Consider the following 17,988-nt stretch of genomic DNA (forward strand, 5'->3'; position numbering starts at 1 on the left):
AGTTAGGGGACTGGCTATTTCTCAGATACTACCCAACCCATGAAAAAACTTACGCTTTTACTGTTTATTACCCTCTATCTAGTCGGGCAACTTTCACGCGCCCAGTCTTACAGTGTCGTTATCAAGGGCGGGCACGTCATCGATCCGAAAAATAACATCAACGGCATCATGGACGTCGCCATCAATGAGGGCAAAATTGTTCAGGTCGCCAAAAACATTGATGCCAAAGGAGCTACGCAGGTCGTCGATGCGAAAGGGCTATACGTAACGCCCGGCCTGATCGACATTCATACCCACGTTTTTTTCGGTACGAATCTGGATCAAACCTACAGCAATGGTCCCAATGCCCTCCCACCCGACGGCTTTACGTTCAGAAACGGCGTAACAACCATTGTGGATGCAGGCTGCTCAGGCTGGCGCGATTTCGAGACGTTCAAAAAGCAAACCATCGATCTGTCGCAAACCCGCGTACTGGCCCTGCTCAACATTGTCGGCAGTGGAATGCGGGGTGGTACGTTTGAGCAGAACATTGCCGATATGGACGCCCAAAAAACGGCAGAGATGGCGAAGAAGTACCCGGAGCAGGTGGTTGGTGTAAAACTGGCGCATTTCAACGGGTACGACTGGACACCCACCGACCGGGCGGTCGAAGCTGGAAAACTGGCGAACGTACCGGTCATGATCGATTTCGGCGGCAGTACCCCCACCCTCTCGATTGAAGAACTGTTTCTGAAACGGTTGCGGCCCGGCGACATTTTTACCCACTGTTTCGGACAGTTGAAAACACGGGAAGCCATTGTGGATGCGAACACCAGCAAAGTGAAACCTTTTGTGTGGGAAGCCCAGAAGAAGGGACTGATCTTCGACGTGGGCTACGGCGGTATTAGTTTCGCTTTCTCGCAGGCCATTCCGGCTATCAAAAGTGGCTTCCTGCCCAACACAATCAGCACCGACATTCATACTGGCAGTATGAACAACGCCATGAAAGACATGCTGAACGTTATGTCGAAATTTCTGGCAATGGGGATGGATCTGCCAAGTGTCATCAAAGCCAGTACGTGGAATTCAGCGCAGGCCATCAAACGGCCCGAATTAGGTAGCTTGTCGGTAGGTTCAGAGGCTGACGTGGCTATTCTGAATATACATGAAGGAAAGTTCGAAGTTCGTGATACGGGTATGTTTGGTTTTTTTGACTACACGGGCTACAAAATTGAGGGAAAACAGAAACTCGGCTGCGAAATGACCATTCGAAAAGGCAAAATCGTGTACGATCTCAACGGCATTGCCAACCCCGTCATCGTTACGCAGCGACCCCGCTCCTAGGCATTCGGTTTCTTCACGTTGCACCAGGTTGAAACGGGATGTAGTTTTACAACAAAACCACTTGTAATAGCTATTTTTCAATGAACTATTTGCCTAAACCTTACTTAATCGTTTTTGCTGCGCTTGCCCTGCTGACTCAATCACCGCTTCGTGCCCAAACCATGTCGAAAGAGGAAATGACGTTCCTGACTTCCGAATGGAAAGGGGAACGCTTCCCCGACGGGCGCCCTAAAATTCCGGATGATCTGCTCCGTCGCGCCAAAGACGTAAACACCGAAGAAGCCTGGACCATTCTGCGTAACGAAGGCTATAACTGCCAGTTTGAGCGGGGCTGGAAAATCATTCATCCCGACCAGCCCCTTGTCGGGCGGGCCGTTACGGCGATGTATCTGCCAAGTCGGCCCGACATTGAAAAGCTTGTCAAAGAGCGGGGAACCAAACAGGGACGTATCGGCAACACCAACTCCTGGCCTATCGATCAGCTAACAAAAGGTGATGTATACGTAGCGGATGGTATGGGCAAACTCACCGACGGTACGTTGATTGGGGATAACCTGGGCAACTCCATTTATGCCAAATCGGGTACGGGTGTCGTTTTCGATGCCGCAGCCCGCGACCTGGAAGGTCTCCGTAAAATCGAAGGGTTCAATGCCTACGTGCGCGATTGGGACCCCTCCTACCTCAAAGATGCCGTACTGATGGGCCTCAACACGCCGATACGTATTGGCAAGGCAATTGTTATGCCCGGCGATCTGGTCCTGGGCCGTTCGGAAGGAGTCGTTTTCATTCCGGCTCATCTGGCCGAGAAAGTCATAGTAACAGCCGAATTCATCGCCCTGCGCGACAAGTTCGGGATTTCGATGCTGAAAGCGGGTAAGTACACCCCTGGTCAGATCGACAATCAGTGGACCGACGCCATTAAGGAAGATTTTCTAAAATGGCTCGATAAAAATCCAAACGAAATTCCGATGAAGCGAGCCGAACTGGACGCCTATATGAAAAGTAGAACCTGGTAATCAGTCGCTTTTTTCTTAAACTCCTTCTTACCGATAATGACCTCTAAACTATTCTGGGGCGTTGCCGCCATCAGCCTGCTCGTTGCATTGGGCATGGCAGCAACTGGCCATCTGGCACAGGCTGGCCCGTTATTCATACTGTTCTTTCTGAGCATTGCACTGGCTTTCCGAAGCAGCGAAGCGCTCAAAGGCTTTGCCTATACCATCATGATTTTTGCGGCCGTTACCACCGCGCTGTATTACCCCACGTATTTTGTTGAAGTCAACGGGTTCAAATTCAGCAAGCTCATTACGCCCCTGATTCAGCTGATCATGTTCGGTATGGGTACATCGATGAGCCTCGAAGATTTTGTCGGTGTGGTAAAAATGCCGAAGGGGGTGCTGATTGGTGTGGTTAGCCACTTCGTTATTATGCCTACAATTGGTTTTACAATTGCCAGCAACAGCGGTTTTCCACCCGAAATTGCGGCTGGAATCATCCTGATTGGCTGTTCGCCTAATGGCATGGCTTCCAACGTAATATCCTACCTGGCCAAAGCCAATCTGGCCCTGTCCATTACCATTACGGCCATTTCGACCATGCTGGCCCCCTTTGTAACGCCTATGCTGATGAAGTTTTTTGCGGGCGCTTTGGTCGACATCAACGTACTGGATATGATGTGGGACATTTTTAAGATGGTGATTTTTCCGATTGGCGCCGGACTGCTATTCAATAAGTTTCTGAGTGGGAAAGCCAAATGGCTCGACGACGCGATGCCGCTGGTTTCGATGTTTGGCATTGGTTTTATCATCACCATCATTACAGCCGCTGGACGTGATAAGCTCTTAACCATTGGCCCCTCACTGATTGGTCTGGTGCTGCTGCACAATCTGTCGGGTTATTTCCTCGGCTACTGGTCGGGCCGACTTTTCCGAATGAGCGAGCGCGATTGCCGAACCATTGCCATCGAAGTTGGTATGCAGAACGGCGGACTGGCTTCGGGCCTTGCCAATCAGATGGGCAAAGTGGCTACGGTTGGTCTGGCACCCGCTGTCTTTGGTCCGCTCATGAACATTACCGGGTCGATTCTGGCATCGTGGTGGCACCGTCGTCCACCCAAAGAAGATGTGCCGGAATCAGAGCAGGTTATCCTCAATAAAGCGTAACGATTTGGCAAACATTGTTCGTAAACTTCCCGAAGGCTTTGAGCTTTCGGGAAGTTCTGTTCAGTGATACGCCATTAAATTATAAAACCTGATCATGAACCAATCAAATCTTACTGCCCGCTTATTTAGTACGTTAATAGCAACCGGACTGATGGCTGGACTTGTCGCTTTTCATGCCGATGAGTTATTTAAGTCGACGGCTTTTACTCCCACCAATAGCTTTACGTCGGGCGCTGAAGGACCAGCCGTCGATAAAGCGGGAATACTCTATGCCGTCAATTTTGCGAAAGAAGGAACCATTGGGCAGGTCACGCCTGACGGTAAAGCCAGTCTGTTCGTTGAATTGCCGGCAGGAAGTGTTGGGAATGGGATTCGATTCAATAGTAAGGGGGATATGTTCATTGCCGACTACCCGAAGCACAACATCCTGAAAGTGGCGAAGGGCAGTAAACAGGTCAGCGTGTTTGCTCATGAAGCCCGTATGAACCAGCCCAACGACATTGCCATCGATAAAAAAGACCGGCTGTATGCCAGTGACCCGAACTGGAAAAATAATACAGGCAATCTTTGGCGAATTGATACGGATGGCAAGATAACCCAACTGGAAGCCAACGTGGGGACAACAAATGGCGTTGAGGTCAGCCCCGACAATAAAACGCTGTATGTCAACGAGTCCATCCAGCGTAAGGTGTGGGCCTTTGATCTCGCAGCCGATGGGTCGATCAGCAAGAAACGGCTATTAATTGAATTCCCTGATTTTGGTATGGATGGTATGCGTTGCGACACGAAGGGAAATCTGTACATCACGCGTCACGGCAAAGGAACCGTAGCGAAAGTATCCCCCGCCGGAAAGCTGCTTCAGGAAGTTACACTAATTGGCAAAAAGCCAAGCAATATTGCCTTTGGTGGAAAGGACGGCCGCACAGCCTACGTAACCCTACAGGATCAGGGAAATATCGAAACCTTCCGCGTCGATGCCCCCGGTCAGGAATGGGTTGTTGGTCAGTAGTCATTGTACTACGCTGTCATTGGGCATGGTATTTCTAGAAGCTGTTTGAACGGCTAGGCTCGTGAAGTCAGGTTCTCAAACCTGACTCGGGCGATTTCTTAAAACCGGTTGCAGTGAGTCGGGTTTGAGAACCCGACACCACGAAAAAATTAATGCCCAATGACTGCACTCATCGTAACCAGCCAGTACGTAAAAAAAGCCATCTGACTTTTGAGTGAGCCAAGTGCCCTGAACAGCAGATTCGCTACCGACTGCCGGTTAATTTCCATCAGTTCGGCAATCTGCTCATTTTCCAGCCCTTTATAAAATTTCAGGAAAACCACTTCCTGCTGCCGTTTAGGCAACATATGGATCGCCTGACGTACTTTATACTGGCTTTCGGAATCGGTTTCGTGCTGCTCAATTTCCGTCTCTACAGTTTGCCAGTCCGACAACTCATTTACTTCCTGGCTGTAAAGCGACGATAGCGTATGTATGGGCTTACGAAACTCCTGCATCAGCTGATTACGCAGCGATTTGAACAGGTAAATAGAAACGACCTGAATATTCAGCGTGGTACGTCGCTCCCAGATACGGATGAAAATTTCCTGGATAGAATCTTTGATAAACTCGCGGTCGGTGCTGAAGTTGGTGGCGTACGAAAACAGGGAGCGATATTGAGATTCGGCTAACTGACAAAACGCGTCCTTATCTCCAGCCTGTGCTCTATGCCAGAGTTTCAGAAGGAAATCGTTTTCTTCGCTGAGTCGCTGTTGGAGATCCAAAGTGCTTTCGTTCTATCAACACGTAAAATAATAGTTAAAATACCAAAAACGTACATAATAATCTGGTAATTGAAGATTTACCCAAATTATTCCGCTTCCAACTCACTAAAGTGCATTTTTAGGCCAACACCACTAACCTTCCGGAAGGTCTGGAACTTGTGAAAAACGGTTTTTCCTATTGCCAGGCGTTACGTAGAAAGCGAAGCCAGTTTTTGTAAAAAATATTATCGATATCTTCTGACGAGTACCCCCGTTTGGTCAATAAGCCCGTCAGATGTTGGAGGTCGGCAATGGTGTCCAGATCGGTGGGCGATTGTTCGGTACCATACGTACCATCCAGATCACTTCCGATGGCGATTTGCTGACTGTTGCCGGTGAGCTGGCAAATGTGGTCGTAATGGTCGATGATGGTTTCAAGAGTGATTCCAAAATCGGCCGGATTGCTTGTTCGCTGCGTGAAGCCGGGCTTCATCATCCAGGCATCAAAACATCCGCCAATAACGCCCCCCGCTCGGTCAACTGACGAATCTGGTCATCTGTAAGCTGGCGCTGATGGGGCACCAGCGTCCGGCAGTTATGGTGGCTGGCCCAAACAGGTCCTTTGTAGAGGTCGAGGGCTTCCGTAAATCCTTCATCAGTCAGGTGCGTTACGTCCAGAATAATACCCAGCCGGTCCATTTCCCGTACCAGATCGCGTCCCTGTGCCGTCAGCGGGCCACTCAGCCCCGTACCCGGCGCGTACCGGCCGGTGCTGTAGTGAGCCGGGCCAAGTGCCCGCAAACCATACGCATAGGCTTTTTCGAGATAGGAAAGCTTAACGATCGAATCGGCACCTTCCAGACTCAGAATATACCCAACGGGTTTCTGCTCATTCGGAAGTGTTTCGTCAAGCCAGAGTTGCAAATGGGCTTCCAGACCGGCCCGATCCCGAATCTGAATCATCTCGCCCGCATCTTCCATCGCTTCATACCAGGCACGCTGACCTTGCGTCGTAGCCCATGCCTGCTCAGGCGAGTTCCAGCCCGCTCCTGGCAGGTTGCCGTTGCTTTGATTGAAACGGGCGATCTGCGTGGCTACAACCAGGCCAATATTTCCGCGTCGGAGGTCGGGCAGCGAAACGGTACCTTTTGCCCGGTCGATCTTGTCACTCATTCCGGCTTCAACTTCCCGTATCTGGTGAGCCGACAATCGATAATCGCGGTTCCATTCCAGCGCGTTCAGCGACATATCCAGATGAGCATCAATAATAAAGGGTCGTTTTGACATATTGGTCATGGGTGCTTGGTCATTGGTTATTTTGCTACGCTGTCATTAGTGGTTGGTAATTGGGCAGACGTTTGCCCGGTAGGCTCGTGGAGTCAGGTTCTCAAACCTGACTCGGGCGGTTTCTCAAAACCGACACCACAAGACACAACCAATAACCCAATGACCAACCACCAATGACAGCGTAGCGAAATGACCAGCTTATTATTCGTTTGCTAATTTATTTTTGACCACATCGGCCGGGTATTTCAGAGCCAGTCGGCGAATGTCGTAACTAAATTCTTCGTAGGTTTTCTGCCAGGCTTCGGCTTCTTCGGGTGTGTACTCATAAAAACCCTGCGCGTTCAGAACACCCTTGCCCCCCGCCTTCACAATATCATCGATCAGGGCCGGTACGTCTGTCCGGTTGCTCAGCGTGGGAAACAGATCTTTCATTACGGTATGGTAAGCGGGTACGCCCGTCAGGTCCATCCAGCGAAAGACGCCCGCCAGCATCATCCAGAAACCGGCGCTGTTCCGAACGGCCCGATCAACGTCTTCTACCGTAGCATACCCATTTTCAACCAGATTGAACGCTTCCCGATACATGGCATACATCAACCGGTTGGTGATAAAGCCCCGAATGTCTTTACGCACCAGCGTCGGTTCCTTCGCCCAAAGCTGCGACAGTTCATAAAGCCACTCGGCGTACTGAACGTCGCTCAGATCACCACAGATGATTTCCAGAAAGCGGGTAGTATGTGAAGGCTCCATCCAGTGAAGCCCTAAAAACCGGGCAGGCAACTGAGTCTGGCGCTGAAGCAAACTGATGGGAATGGCCGACGTATTGCTGGTAATAATCGTTTCGGAAGAAACAACGGCTTCGATTTTAGCGTATACGGCCTTTTTGATATCGACATTTTCAAGCGTGCACTCGATCACAAGCCTGCAATTTTTCAGCAACCCGTAATCTTCGGTTATCTGAAGCCGTTCGAAATAGGTTTCCGGCGAATCGGTTATCAAGCCTTCGTGCAGGGAGTTCATCAGGTGAGTCCGTACTCGTGGCTCGGCAGTGGCCATATCGCCCGGAATCGGTGCAATAGCCACTACCGGATGGCCTGCCATCAGCAGACACGTAACAATACTGCAGCCCATCAGGCCTAAACCCACTACCCCAACTGGTATTTCTGCCGGATTCATCGAATAATTGATTTTACTGGTTTACGCGAACCGGAAGTCCGCAAGATCAATGATACGTATCAGTCTGCTTCGGGCGAACTAAAAGTTCGCGTTACAGCACCAGCGCGGGCATCCAGAAAACCCCGTCGCCGAGCCACCGGTACCGTTCATTTTTCAGAAAGTAGTTTGGATAGCGCTGGATACTGTACAGCGTCAGACTCATCAAGCCGAGCATTAGCGCGGAGCGTTGGGCAAACCGATCACTGGCCAGAAAACAAAGGCCCAGGCCAGCCGCAACCACAACGAATGTAAGCCAGCGCAGAATCAGGTCACAGCGCTCCGTCCCCCAGGCGGTTGCCAGCGAAAATCCAGCCAGATCAGGGCGGTCGGGTGATCCGGCTTCGTATTGCTCCAGCACGGCAAACAAAAGCAGGTTCTGGAAAGCAATTCCCATAAACATCAGACATTCAGCTACATCGACTTTGCTGACAGTTGGCCGCTGTACCCAAACGCTACCCCAGATACCGGCCGTGTAGAGAACAGCAACCAGCGGTTCTTTCAGCAACAAAGCCGGGTGTCGCGCCGGAAGGCGGAAAACAGCCCCAACGTAAGCAATACAGACTCCCCCAAGCACAATACCGAATTTAATGACACTGCCCGGTAAAAAAAAGGTTAGCGCCAGGGCTACAGCACTTGCCACGGCAACAACGCGCCACAACAACGTAGCATGCCGACGATGAAACTGATGCCTGGGCGTTAAGGGTTGATTCGATAGATCCCCTTTCCTAACATCCAGAAGTCGGTCGACGGTGTAGATGATAAACACCACTAACGCCAGCACAATGGGTGTAGCCCAATGGATCGGCTCCACGTCGGACAGTCGCGCGACCATCCGGCTGGAAAGCACGGCGCCGACCACCACAAGAAAATCTAAATAGTAAACAGTACGCAGATAAGTACGCAAAATAAAAACTGTTGAATACGCTAATTTATTCGTTTGCGGAAACCGATACCGGAGCTGCTAACCAGGGCTCCTGACGGCGAACGACGTCGATAGACTGACCCACCCGCAAAGTGCCCAGTGGATTTTCACCGCTCAGGTCTGCCAGTACGTTCTGACCAAACAGAATTTTATGTTTCCACTGCCGGTACGTCGACAGCGTTCGCAACGGTTCTTTGCCAGGTTTAGCCGTTTCGGGGTCGATGGTTGTCAGCACACAACGAGCGCAGGGCTTCACGCCATAAAAATCCATTTCACCCATCCGAAAATGCGCCCAACTGTCTTCGTCGTACGGCTCGCTGCCGCTCACAACAATGTTGGGGCGGAAACGTACCATTGACAACGGTTCTGGCGCCCGTTGGTTTAGATAATCGAGCGATGCCTGACCAATCAGCAGGTACGGATAACCATCCGCAAAGCTCACCGCATCGTTATCGGGGTCTATTGCATAATCCGGATCAACGGCCCGACGAGTGGTTTGGGGCATAAACACCAGTCGGCAAGGTTTTTCAAGAACCTTCGTAAACCATTGGTCAGCCGCTGCACCAACCAACTCAGCCGGTACGTCTTTACTATCCCAGATCGAAACCAGCATCGTTTCGCCCGAATCGCCGGAATTTTCTGAAGATGAAAGCGTAAGTGCTACTTCCAGTACGTCGTCAGGACGATCCCGGTGCCACACCCGTAACGTATCGCCATTGATAGCCACATCAATCAATGCCATCTGATGGTTCGTTCGCTGGGTCATAAACTCGCCTGCTGGCGTAACCAGCATGAACCGCCGGTCGTAGCGAAACCCTTTGGGCTCAACCACCACTTCGGGCACCGAAATGCCGCCAAGTGATTTAATCGGGTAAATACGAAGTTCAGAAATTATCATTGGACAATGGTCATTGGTCTTTCGTGGTTGTCATTCGTCATCGGTCAATTATTGTCTTGTGGTGTCGGACGGTCGGCCGCAGCCGTTCTCAAACCCGACACCACGTAATAACTAATGACCAACCACTGATTGCTTAAAAACTCATTCGGGGCAGAGGGCTGACGGTTTGCGCCGTAAAATCCCCCTGCTCGTATTTGAACTGGGCGGCCATCGCAATCATGGCCGCGTTGTCGGTGCAATACTCAAATCGGGGAATGTATACGTTCCAGTCCTGTTCCTGACCAAGTTTGGTTAGCGCAGTACGTAACCCGCTGTTGGCCGATACGCCACCGGCAACGGCAATGTTACGAATACCCGTTTCGCGGGCCGCTCGCTTCAGTTTCGTCAGTAACATCTGCACCAACGTGTGTTGAATACTGGCACAAATATCGGGCAGATTCTGCGTAATAAAATCTGGATTCGTTTTTGTGTTATCGCGCAGAAAATACAGAATGGCCGTTTTTATGCCGCTAAACGAGAAGTCCAGATTCGGCATCTCACTCATCGGAAACCGAAACGCCAGCGGATTCCCTTCTTTAGCATATTTGTCGATCAGGGGTCCACCGGGATAAGGCAATCCCAACAATTTAGCCGACTTATCGAAGGCTTCGCCAACGGCATCATCCAACGTCTGCCCGATAACCGTCATCGACAGAGCGGCATCCACGCGTACGATCTGCGTATGCCCTCCGCTCACTGTCAGACACAGGAATGGAAACGTAGGCCGGGGGTTTTCGATAAAGTGGGCCAGCACGTGTGCCTGCATGTGATTCACTTCGATAAGCGGGATATTCAGGCCCAGTGCCATGGCTTTGGCAAACGACGTACCAACCAGCAAGGAGCCCAGCAAACCGGGTCCACGCGTAAAAGCAATGGCAGATAGCTCATTTTTCGGTAGATTTGCGTCGGACAAGGCCCGTTCGACAACCGGTAAAATATGCTGTTGATGCGCTCGTGAAGCCAGTTCGGGCACTACGCCCCCGTACTGCTCGTGAATTAACTGCGTAGCTATTACGTTCGACAAAATATGCCCGTCGGCTAAAACAGCCGCCGATGTTTCATCGCAGGAAGATTCAATGGCTAAAATTTTCACCGAACAAAAATAATGAATAATGATTTCTTCATGAGTAAACAATGGAAGTTCACGCTAAACCGTTCCCTCATTTAGTAGTCTAACCAATGGTTAAAATTCATTATTCCTTGTAAATTAGGCCTTTCCGGTACGGATGCGTCAGTTTTTCTCCATATTCCTCAAAACGCTGCTTTACCTGTTCCTCACGGTGCTGGGTTTAGCATTGGGGATTCTGCTGAGCCTGCAAGTTCCGGCCGTACAAACACGCCTTGCCCAGAAAGGGGCAGAGTGGCTCTCCCAAAAGCTCCTCTTTCCCGTTGATATTCAGGGAGTTTCAATAAAATGGTTTGATTCATTAACCCTCGAAGGCGTTCGCATTACGGATCGGGAAGGGCAGCCGATGATAACCGTTGGGCGGCTCGATGCCAACTATAATCTCCGGAATCTTCTCGATTCAGCGGCCCATAATCTCCACCTCGACGAGGTCGTACTGTATAAACCCGATGTCCGGATGATTAAGCACCTGACAAACGGCGATACGAACCTCGATGATTTTATTGCCCGGATTGAAGAACTAACCTCCGACCCGACAAAACCCAGTGTTCCGAACCAGAACGTACCGTTTACAGTAGCGCATATTCATCTGGTCGATGGCGCTTACACGCTCGAAGATCCGCGTGAGCCGTTCATGCACAACCCTAAGAGCTTTGACTATAACCATTTTACGCTCCAGAATCTGAATGCTGAGGTAAGCGATTTTTTAGTACTGGGCGATACCATTGCCTTTGAAGCCAAGGGGCTATCAGGTATTGACCGCGACTCACACATCAAAATCCGACAACTGGATACGCGGTTTCTGTATTGCAACACCAAGATGGAACTGGGGCGATTGTATGCCCATATCAACAACTCCATCATTCGTAATGAACTAACGTTTCTGTACGATAAACCATCGGCGTTCGGCGATTTCAACAGCCGGGTGCTTATGCACGCCCGATTCCGCAATACAAAAGTGCAGTCGAAAGATTTAGGCTATTTCTCCGACTATTTACGTGAACTCAACGAAACCTGGTTGTTGAGTTGCAATTTTACGGGTACCGTCAACGACTTCCGGCTTCAGAATACTGACCTACGGTTCGGGCAAAATGGCCGCAGCCGGTTATCGGGCTTTATCGCCTGGAAAGGATTGCCCGACATGGATAAAACCACGGTCAATTTCGCCTTCACGCCCTCGGTTGTCAACATGGCCGATATCCGGCAGTATTATCCGGATTCGTCGTTCAACCACACGATTCAGAAACTGGGGACAGCTGCCTTCAACGCTACGTTTGTAGGCACCTTTGACAACTTCAAAACAAAGGGGACATTCCAAACAGCCATTGGCAACGTAACGGGTGATCTGGCCCTCAAACTTGCCGATAAAGCAGACCAGACCACCTACACAGCCAACCTAAAAAGCGAAAATCTGGCCCTGGGGCAGTTAATTAATCAGCCCGATCAGTTTGGCCGACTCGATGGCGAAGGCCGGATTGTGGGGCATGGCACAGATCTTGAGCGGGCCAGCATCGATTTCAGCGGACAATTCGGACGGTTTGGCTGGCAGGGGTACGAGTATAAGAACGTAGAGGCTAAGGGCAATTTGCAGAAGGCTCTGTTTGAAGGTCAGATGCATATTCATGACCCGAATCTGGCCTTTGACCTCGATGGTTTGTTTAATCTGAAAGCTCCCCGGAACCGATACGATTTTCGCGGCTCCGTACAACATGCTGATCTACGAGCACTGGGTTATCTGAGCGATTCGCTGGCCGTCAAAACCAATATCGACATTCGGCTGGAAGGAAGTAAGCTGGACGATATTGTTGGAACAGCTACCTTCGACAATGCCGTTCTTAGCATCAATAAGCGTAAACTGAGTGTAAACAAACTCACGCTGTTTTCGTCCATTGAACAGCAGCCGGTTCCTGTAACGGATTCAACGCGTCAGGAAAAGATGCAGTCGCAGCGCTATTTTGATCTTGACTCCGACTTCCTGACCACTCGTTTGCAGGGCAATTTCCAGCCACAACGTACCATCGATGACCTGAAACGGTTAGTACGTGAATACCAGCTCTTTTTCAAAGGCGACGCAGCTGGTATGAAATCGTATTACGAACAGAAGCGGCAGCAGGCGAAGCGTCTTGCCGGAAGATCGACGGTACCTACGCAGCGTTACGGTGTTGATTATCAATTCATCACAAAGAATACAGAGCCTCTACTGACGTTTTTTGGCCAAGCGGTATACATTGCTCCATCAACCCGGCTTGAAGGCCGGTTTACGGAAGACAATACGTCTTTTCTGACGGCTACGGTCAAAACCGACTCCGCGCAGTTTGGGAAAATAAGCCTTGGCCCTACCGATCTGGATTTGACTACGTCGAAGTTCACATACGATCAGGAAGTGCTGGCAACGACCGTCATTACGTCGAAACGGCAGTTGTTCAGCACACTTCTGCCCACACGTAATTTGCAGATTGAAGCCTCCTGGGATGTCGATCATATTGATTTCACCAGCGATATTGAACAGGCCGATAGCATCGGAAAATTCGTGAATCACGCCGATCTGAATGGCGAATTACGATTCAAGGGGGATGCTATCGACCTGACGTTCCGGCAATCGAAGGTGCGCGTACTGGATGGCGACTGGGTGCTTAATCCACAAAGCCTGATTCGGAAAGTGGGCGATGAGTATACCATTCGCAACCTGTCGCTTCTAAACGAGAACCAGTTTGTGCAGGCATCCGGTAAAATTTCACCGGATTCCATTCAAAACCTGAACCTGGAAGCTCAGAATTTCCTGCTGGCCTCCCTGAATCCGCTTTTAAATACCAACCTGGGCGGTACGCTGAACGGTACGCTGGCTGTACGAAACTTTTACAATACACCGATCCTGGAAAGTACGCTGGCCATTACGGCCCTCTCCTATCAGAAGGCGCTAATCGGCGATGTTCGTGGGCAGGGCGAATGGGACCAGGCTGCCCAGCGCCTGAATGTAGACGCCCGAATCAACCGCAACGGCGCCGACGTAGTGACGCTATTGGGAACGTACACGCCTAAGCTAAAAACAAATCCACTGTCACTAAAGGCGACGCTGACGGATGCCGATCTTGGTCTGCTGGAACCGTTCACGACAGGGCTTTTCTCGAATCTTGGCGGTATTGCCAGTGGCGTGGTGGCCGTTCGGGGAACACCGGGCTTACCCGTACTGATGGGCCAGGTGGCTATCAAAGGCGGACGCGGCCGTTTCGATTATCTGAAAGCCGACTTTACGTTCGACGACAACATTTATTTCGGTGAGAACGAGATCATTACCCGGCAATTGACACTGCGTGATCCGCAGAACAATACAGCCGTTATCAGAGGGGGCGTTTATCACGAAGGCTTCCAGAATTTTACCCTTGGCTTCGATGCTGATTTGAAGAATTTCAAAATCATGAATACGACGGCCAAAGATAACGATGCCTTTTATGGGCAGGCTGTTGTAACGGGCAAGGCCGAACTATATGGCCCGCTCGACAATATTACGATACGTTCAAATGCCGTCAGCAACAGAGGTACCCGAATATATATTCCATTGGATGGCGCTACGTCGGTAGCCGATGATGAGCAGATTCGGTTTGTTAACCTGAGCAACACAGGCTCAGGAAAGAAGGCCAATCAGGTAACCAATCGGGCCGGTTCGCAACCGGAGGGAGAGATCGATCTATCGCGTATTCAGATGGATTTCAATTTTGATATAACGCCCGATGCCTATTGCGAAATTCAGCTGGATCGGCAGACGGGCGACATTATCAGTGCTTACGGGCAGGGTCGGGTAGCGATGAAGGTGGACACGAAAGGCGACTTCACCATGACGGGGAATTATGCCATCCAGAAGGGTGAATACACGTTTACGTTCCAGAATATCATTAACAAGCGTTTCCAGATTCGACCCAACAGCCGGATTACCTGGACGGGTGATCCGTATGGAGCGTTGCTGGACGTAACAGCGGCCTATACTCAATATACTTCACTAGCTCCACTGATACCGGGCCAGAAAACAACAACGAGTGCTGACCAGGGTCGACGGTATCCGGTTGATCTGGTGATTAAGCTTACCGGCGAGTTAGGTAGTCCGGCTATCAGTTATGATCTGGATATCAAAGAATACCCATCATCATCGGATTACCGGCAGGCCGTAACGGCTTTTGAATCGCGATTACAGAGCAACGACCAGGAGCTGACCCGCCAGGTGAGCAGCGTTCTGCTGTTCAATCAGTTGCTTTCCGAAAACACCAGCCTGTTCGATCAGGGGCAGGTAAACAGCGGTGTCGCCAACAGCGTCAGCGAATTGCTTTCCAACCAGATTAGCCGACTGGCCTCGAACCTGAACGAAAATCTGGATATAGGTGTATCGTTTGGGGGGTTTACCAACGGTACCCAATCCGAAAATCTGCTCAATAACCTGCAGCTGCGATTCTCTTACCGACTCTTGAACGACCGGCTACGTATCAGCCGGGATGGTGGCTTTACATATGGCCAAAGTCAGTACAACGCGGCCAGTCTGCTGGGCGAGTGGACACTCGAATACTTTATCACACCCGATGGGCAGTTCCGGGCTAAAGTGTATAATCGGAATCAACAGAGCATTTTAAGTCAATACAGCACAACCAGTACCATTACAACAGGCGGTGGTTTAAGCTTGCTGTATACCCGTTCCTTTAACCGTCTCTTCGGTAGCAAACGTACGACACCGGGTGTGGCTCCCGAACAACCGGCCGAAGAGATCGCTCCTACTCCCGTTACGACATCCGCAAACCGGGGTCGAGACACTTTGTAATGTCTCTAATCACTGCTTTGCACGTCCTATTGTCATTCCGCTCCGAATTATGTTTACGCGTTCTGTAGTCATTCTTTTTGCCTTATTTTTTTCGTTCAGGACTGTCTTTTGTCAATCAGCCGACCGCTATCAACTCATCCCGTATCCAGAACAGCTTGACCCGCGGGCAGGTGAGTTTGTTATCAGTGCCACAACCACAGTGATGGTACCGTTTGCCCAGCCCGACCTGAGAATGATTGCCGAATCCTTTGTGAATCAACTTAACCGAAGCAGTGAGCTGACTCTTGCCGTAAAGAACATGAACAAGATGGCGATACCGGGTAACCTGATTCAATTTCTTCCCCTGCGCGACACAACCCTGGGTGAGGAAGGATACCGGATCGACATCACGAGTCAGCTTATTACGGTCGAAGCGGGCCATCCGAAAGGCTTTTTCTATGCTGTTCAGACGCTCTATCAACTACTGCCGCCTACGGTGTTGAGCAGAGAACAATCGACCCTGAGCCGGGTAGCCGACCTTCCATCAGCGCCCCGCCTGCTGCTCCCAACCCTGGGTGTGCCTGCCTGCCGGATTCAGGATCGGCCGCGCTATGCGTACCGCGGCATGAACCTCGATGTAAGCCGCCATTTTTTTCCGGTAGCCTTCATCAAAAAGTATCTGGATGCAATGGCCCTGCACAAATTCAATACGTTTCATTGGCATTTGACCGATGATCAGGGCTGGAGAATTGAAATAAAAAAATACCCGAAACTAACCCAGATTGGCGCACATCGGCAGGAAACGATAGTCGGGCATTATGATGATTATGACCCACAGGTGTTTGACAATAAGCCGTATAGCGGGTTTTATACACAGGACGACATTCGCGAGGTTGTTCGGTATGCGGCTACCAAATACATCACTGTAATACCCGAAATTGAACTACCCGGCCACGCTACGGCGGCTCTGGCAGCCTACCCCGAGTTGGGCTGTTCGCCACGATCGCTCAAAGGCAGGCCTTACAATGTTGCTACCAAATGGGGCGTATTCGAGGATGTGTTTTGCCCAACCGAACGAACCTTTACGTTTCTCCAGGACGTACTGACGGAAGTCATGGCGCTGTTTCCGAGCCAGTACATTCACATCGGTGGCGATGAGTGCCCAAAATCCGTGTGGCGAAAAAACGCCTTTTGTCAGCAGCTCATCAAACGTTTGCACCTGAAAGATGAACGGGGTTTGCAGAGTTATTTTATCACCCGGATGGATCGGTTTGTTACGTCGAAAGGCCGCCGGATTATCGGCTGGGATGAGATTCTGGAAGGTGGTCTGTCGCCCAATGCTACGGTCATGAGCTGGCGGGGGATCAAGGGCGGTATCGAAGCCGCTCGTCAGCACCATGATGTCATTATGACACCCAGTCCATTCTGCTATTTCGACTATTACCAGGGCGATCCGGCACTGGAGCCAACGGCATTTGGTGGTTCATTACCTCTGGAAAAAGTCTATCTCTACAACCCTACGCCACCCGAACTGTCGGCCGACGAAGCAACGCATATTTTGGGCGCACAGTGCAACTTATGGACCGAATATATTGATACGCCCGAACAGGTTGAATACATGCTATGGCCGCGCGCGGCTGCCCTTGCCGAAGCGGTCTGGACACCCCAATCGAAACGTAATTACGATGCGTTCGCTCATCGCCTATCGACTCATTTTGAGCGATTAGCCTATCTGAATATCAACTACGCACATACCGTTTACGACGCGGTTCCAACAGCCAGCCCAACACCCGATGGCAAGGTAGCCGTAACTCTGGCAACAGACAATCGGTATACGGGCAGCCTGGCACCCGAAATTCGCTATACGCTGGATGGCGCTATTCCGTCCCCTAAATCAGCACTTTACGAAAATCCCCTCTTACTCGACAGGTCGGCCACCATCCGATCCGCTACGTTTCAGCGAAATAAGCCACTGAGCCAACTGGCCAAAGTCAGCAGGGAATACCTGGTGTCGAAAGCCACAGGCAAACCGTATACGTTACTGAATGCCCCAATTAGTACGCGTCCAGACAAAAATTATAGCCTTACCGATGGGACAACGGGCGGTATTGGCGGCTATGAGGTATCGGGAATCGTTTCTTTCTCAACTGATTTCAGTACCGTGATTGACCTGGGCGTATTACAGCCTGTCGGACGTGTTCGCATCGGCTTTCTGAAGTATACTGCCCGCAATGTGTGCCTTCCCAAACAGGTGGAGATTTCGGTTTCGGAAGACGGAAAAACCTTTACCCCCGTACTAACCGCGAATACAAACGCAGCCGAAAGTGGTAAGCGGACTTTTGTCCGACTCCCGTTCGACTTTACCCCTTCACCGGCGCGTTACGTACGTATTATCGCCCGCAATGTTGGCAGAGTACCCGCCGGATTGCGTAATCCCGGCAAAGCGGCCAAACTTGCGCTTGATGAGATTGAGATAAACTGAGA

The 17,988-nt window shown here is 50.7% G+C and carries 11 protein-coding genes and 1 pseudogene; 6 read left to right on the plus strand and 6 right to left on the minus strand.

The window, feature by feature from the left end:
- Positions 1 to 39 precede the first annotated feature (39 nt).
- From LN737_RS30420 to LN737_RS30435, 4 genes are all read left to right on the plus strand, one after another.
- Positions 40 to 1,323 (plus strand): amidohydrolase/deacetylase family metallohydrolase, encoded by a 1,284-nt coding sequence (locus LN737_RS30420; RefSeq protein ID WP_405514956.1) that lies wholly within the window; start codon positions 40 to 42, stop codon positions 1,321 to 1,323.
- An 80-nt stretch (positions 1,324 to 1,403) separates the two neighbouring features.
- The gene (locus LN737_RS30425; protein ID WP_405514958.1) at positions 1,404 to 2,339 is read left to right on the plus strand and encodes an RraA family protein; all 936 of its coding nucleotides are present in this window, start codon (positions 1,404 to 1,406) and stop codon (positions 2,337 to 2,339) included.
- Between the two features lie 36 nt (positions 2,340 to 2,375).
- Positions 2,376 to 3,485: a bile acid:sodium symporter family protein gene (locus tag LN737_RS30430; protein ID WP_405514960.1), complete on the plus strand. Its 1,110-nt coding sequence runs from the start codon at positions 2,376 to 2,378 to the stop codon at positions 3,483 to 3,485.
- A 94-nt stretch (positions 3,486 to 3,579) separates the two neighbouring features.
- Positions 3,580 to 4,494 carry an SMP-30/gluconolactonase/LRE family protein gene (locus tag LN737_RS30435; RefSeq protein ID WP_405514962.1) on the plus strand — a complete coding sequence of 305 codons (915 nt, stop codon included), beginning with the start codon at positions 3,580 to 3,582 and terminating at the stop codon, positions 4,492 to 4,494.
- A gap of 149 nt (positions 4,495 to 4,643) precedes the next feature.
- On the opposite strand, the gene LN737_RS30440 is transcribed toward LN737_RS30435, so the two are convergent.
- The 6 genes and pseudogenes from LN737_RS30440 to tsaD form a co-directional block, all read right to left on the minus strand.
- Entirely contained in the window at positions 4,644 to 5,258 is a 615-nt protein-coding gene (locus tag LN737_RS30440; RefSeq protein WP_405514964.1) for an RNA polymerase sigma factor, read from the minus strand.
- A gap of 175 nt (positions 5,259 to 5,433) precedes the next feature.
- A pseudogene (locus LN737_RS30445) lies at positions 5,434 to 6,524 on the minus strand (dipeptidase).
- 201 nt (positions 6,525 to 6,725) lie between these two features.
- On the minus strand, positions 6,726 to 7,700 hold the full coding sequence (locus LN737_RS30450) for a 3-hydroxyacyl-CoA dehydrogenase family protein (RefSeq protein ID WP_405514966.1): 975 nt from the start codon (positions 7,698 to 7,700) through the stop codon (positions 6,726 to 6,728).
- 91 nt (positions 7,701 to 7,791) lie between these two features.
- A complete protein-coding gene (locus LN737_RS30455; RefSeq protein ID WP_405514968.1) occupies positions 7,792 to 8,643 on the minus strand; it encodes a hypothetical protein in 852 nt (283 codons plus the stop codon).
- Between the two features lie 25 nt (positions 8,644 to 8,668).
- The gene (locus LN737_RS30460; protein WP_405514970.1) at positions 8,669 to 9,559 is read right to left on the minus strand and encodes an MOSC domain-containing protein; all 891 of its coding nucleotides are present in this window, start codon (positions 9,557 to 9,559) and stop codon (positions 8,669 to 8,671) included.
- A 133-nt stretch (positions 9,560 to 9,692) separates the two neighbouring features.
- Positions 9,693 to 10,691 carry a tRNA (adenosine(37)-N6)-threonylcarbamoyltransferase complex transferase subunit TsaD gene (gene tsaD / locus LN737_RS30465; protein ID WP_405514972.1) on the minus strand — a complete coding sequence of 333 codons (999 nt, stop codon included), beginning with the start codon at positions 10,689 to 10,691 and terminating at the stop codon, positions 9,693 to 9,695.
- A gap of 133 nt (positions 10,692 to 10,824) precedes the next feature.
- Here tsaD and LN737_RS30470 point away from each other — a divergent pair, with 133 nt between their 5' ends.
- Complete coding sequence (locus tag LN737_RS30470; protein WP_405514974.1) at positions 10,825 to 15,525, plus strand: translocation/assembly module TamB domain-containing protein; 4,701 nt, start codon at positions 10,825 to 10,827, stop codon at positions 15,523 to 15,525.
- Between the two features lie 49 nt (positions 15,526 to 15,574).
- Positions 15,575 to 17,986 carry a family 20 glycosylhydrolase gene (locus tag LN737_RS30475; protein WP_405514976.1) on the plus strand — a complete coding sequence of 804 codons (2,412 nt, stop codon included), beginning with the start codon at positions 15,575 to 15,577 and terminating at the stop codon, positions 17,984 to 17,986.
- Positions 17,987 to 17,988 lie beyond the last annotated feature (2 nt).

This window comes from Spirosoma sp. KNUC1025 (assembly GCF_045160025.1).
Classification (GTDB): Bacteria; Bacteroidota; Bacteroidia; order Cytophagales; family Spirosomataceae; genus Spirosoma.

Excerpts from the sequence above, each read along its gene's own strand:
- LN737_RS30430 (WP_405514960.1), top strand. The coding sequence starts at position 2,376 with ATGACCTCTAAACTATTCTGGGGCGTTGCCGCCATCAGCCTGCTCGTT.
- LN737_RS30475 (WP_405514976.1), top strand. The coding sequence starts at position 15,575 with ATGTTTACGCGTTCTGTAGTCATTCTTTTTGCCTTATTTTTTTCGTTC.
- LN737_RS30435 (WP_405514962.1), top strand. The coding sequence starts at position 3,580 with ATGAACCAATCAAATCTTACTGCCCGCTTATTTAGTACGTTAATAGCA.
- LN737_RS30425 (WP_405514958.1), top strand. The coding sequence starts at position 1,404 with ATGAACTATTTGCCTAAACCTTACTTAATCGTTTTTGCTGCGCTTGCC.
- LN737_RS30450 (WP_405514966.1), bottom strand. The coding sequence starts at position 7,700 with ATGAATCCGGCAGAAATACCAGTTGGGGTAGTGGGTTTAGGCCTGATG.
- LN737_RS30470 (WP_405514974.1), top strand. The coding sequence starts at position 10,825 with ATGCGTCAGTTTTTCTCCATATTCCTCAAAACGCTGCTTTACCTGTTC.
- LN737_RS30420 (WP_405514956.1), top strand. The coding sequence starts at position 40 with ATGAAAAAACTTACGCTTTTACTGTTTATTACCCTCTATCTAGTCGGG.
- LN737_RS30460 (WP_405514970.1), bottom strand. The coding sequence starts at position 9,559 with ATGATAATTTCTGAACTTCGTATTTACCCGATTAAATCACTTGGCGGC.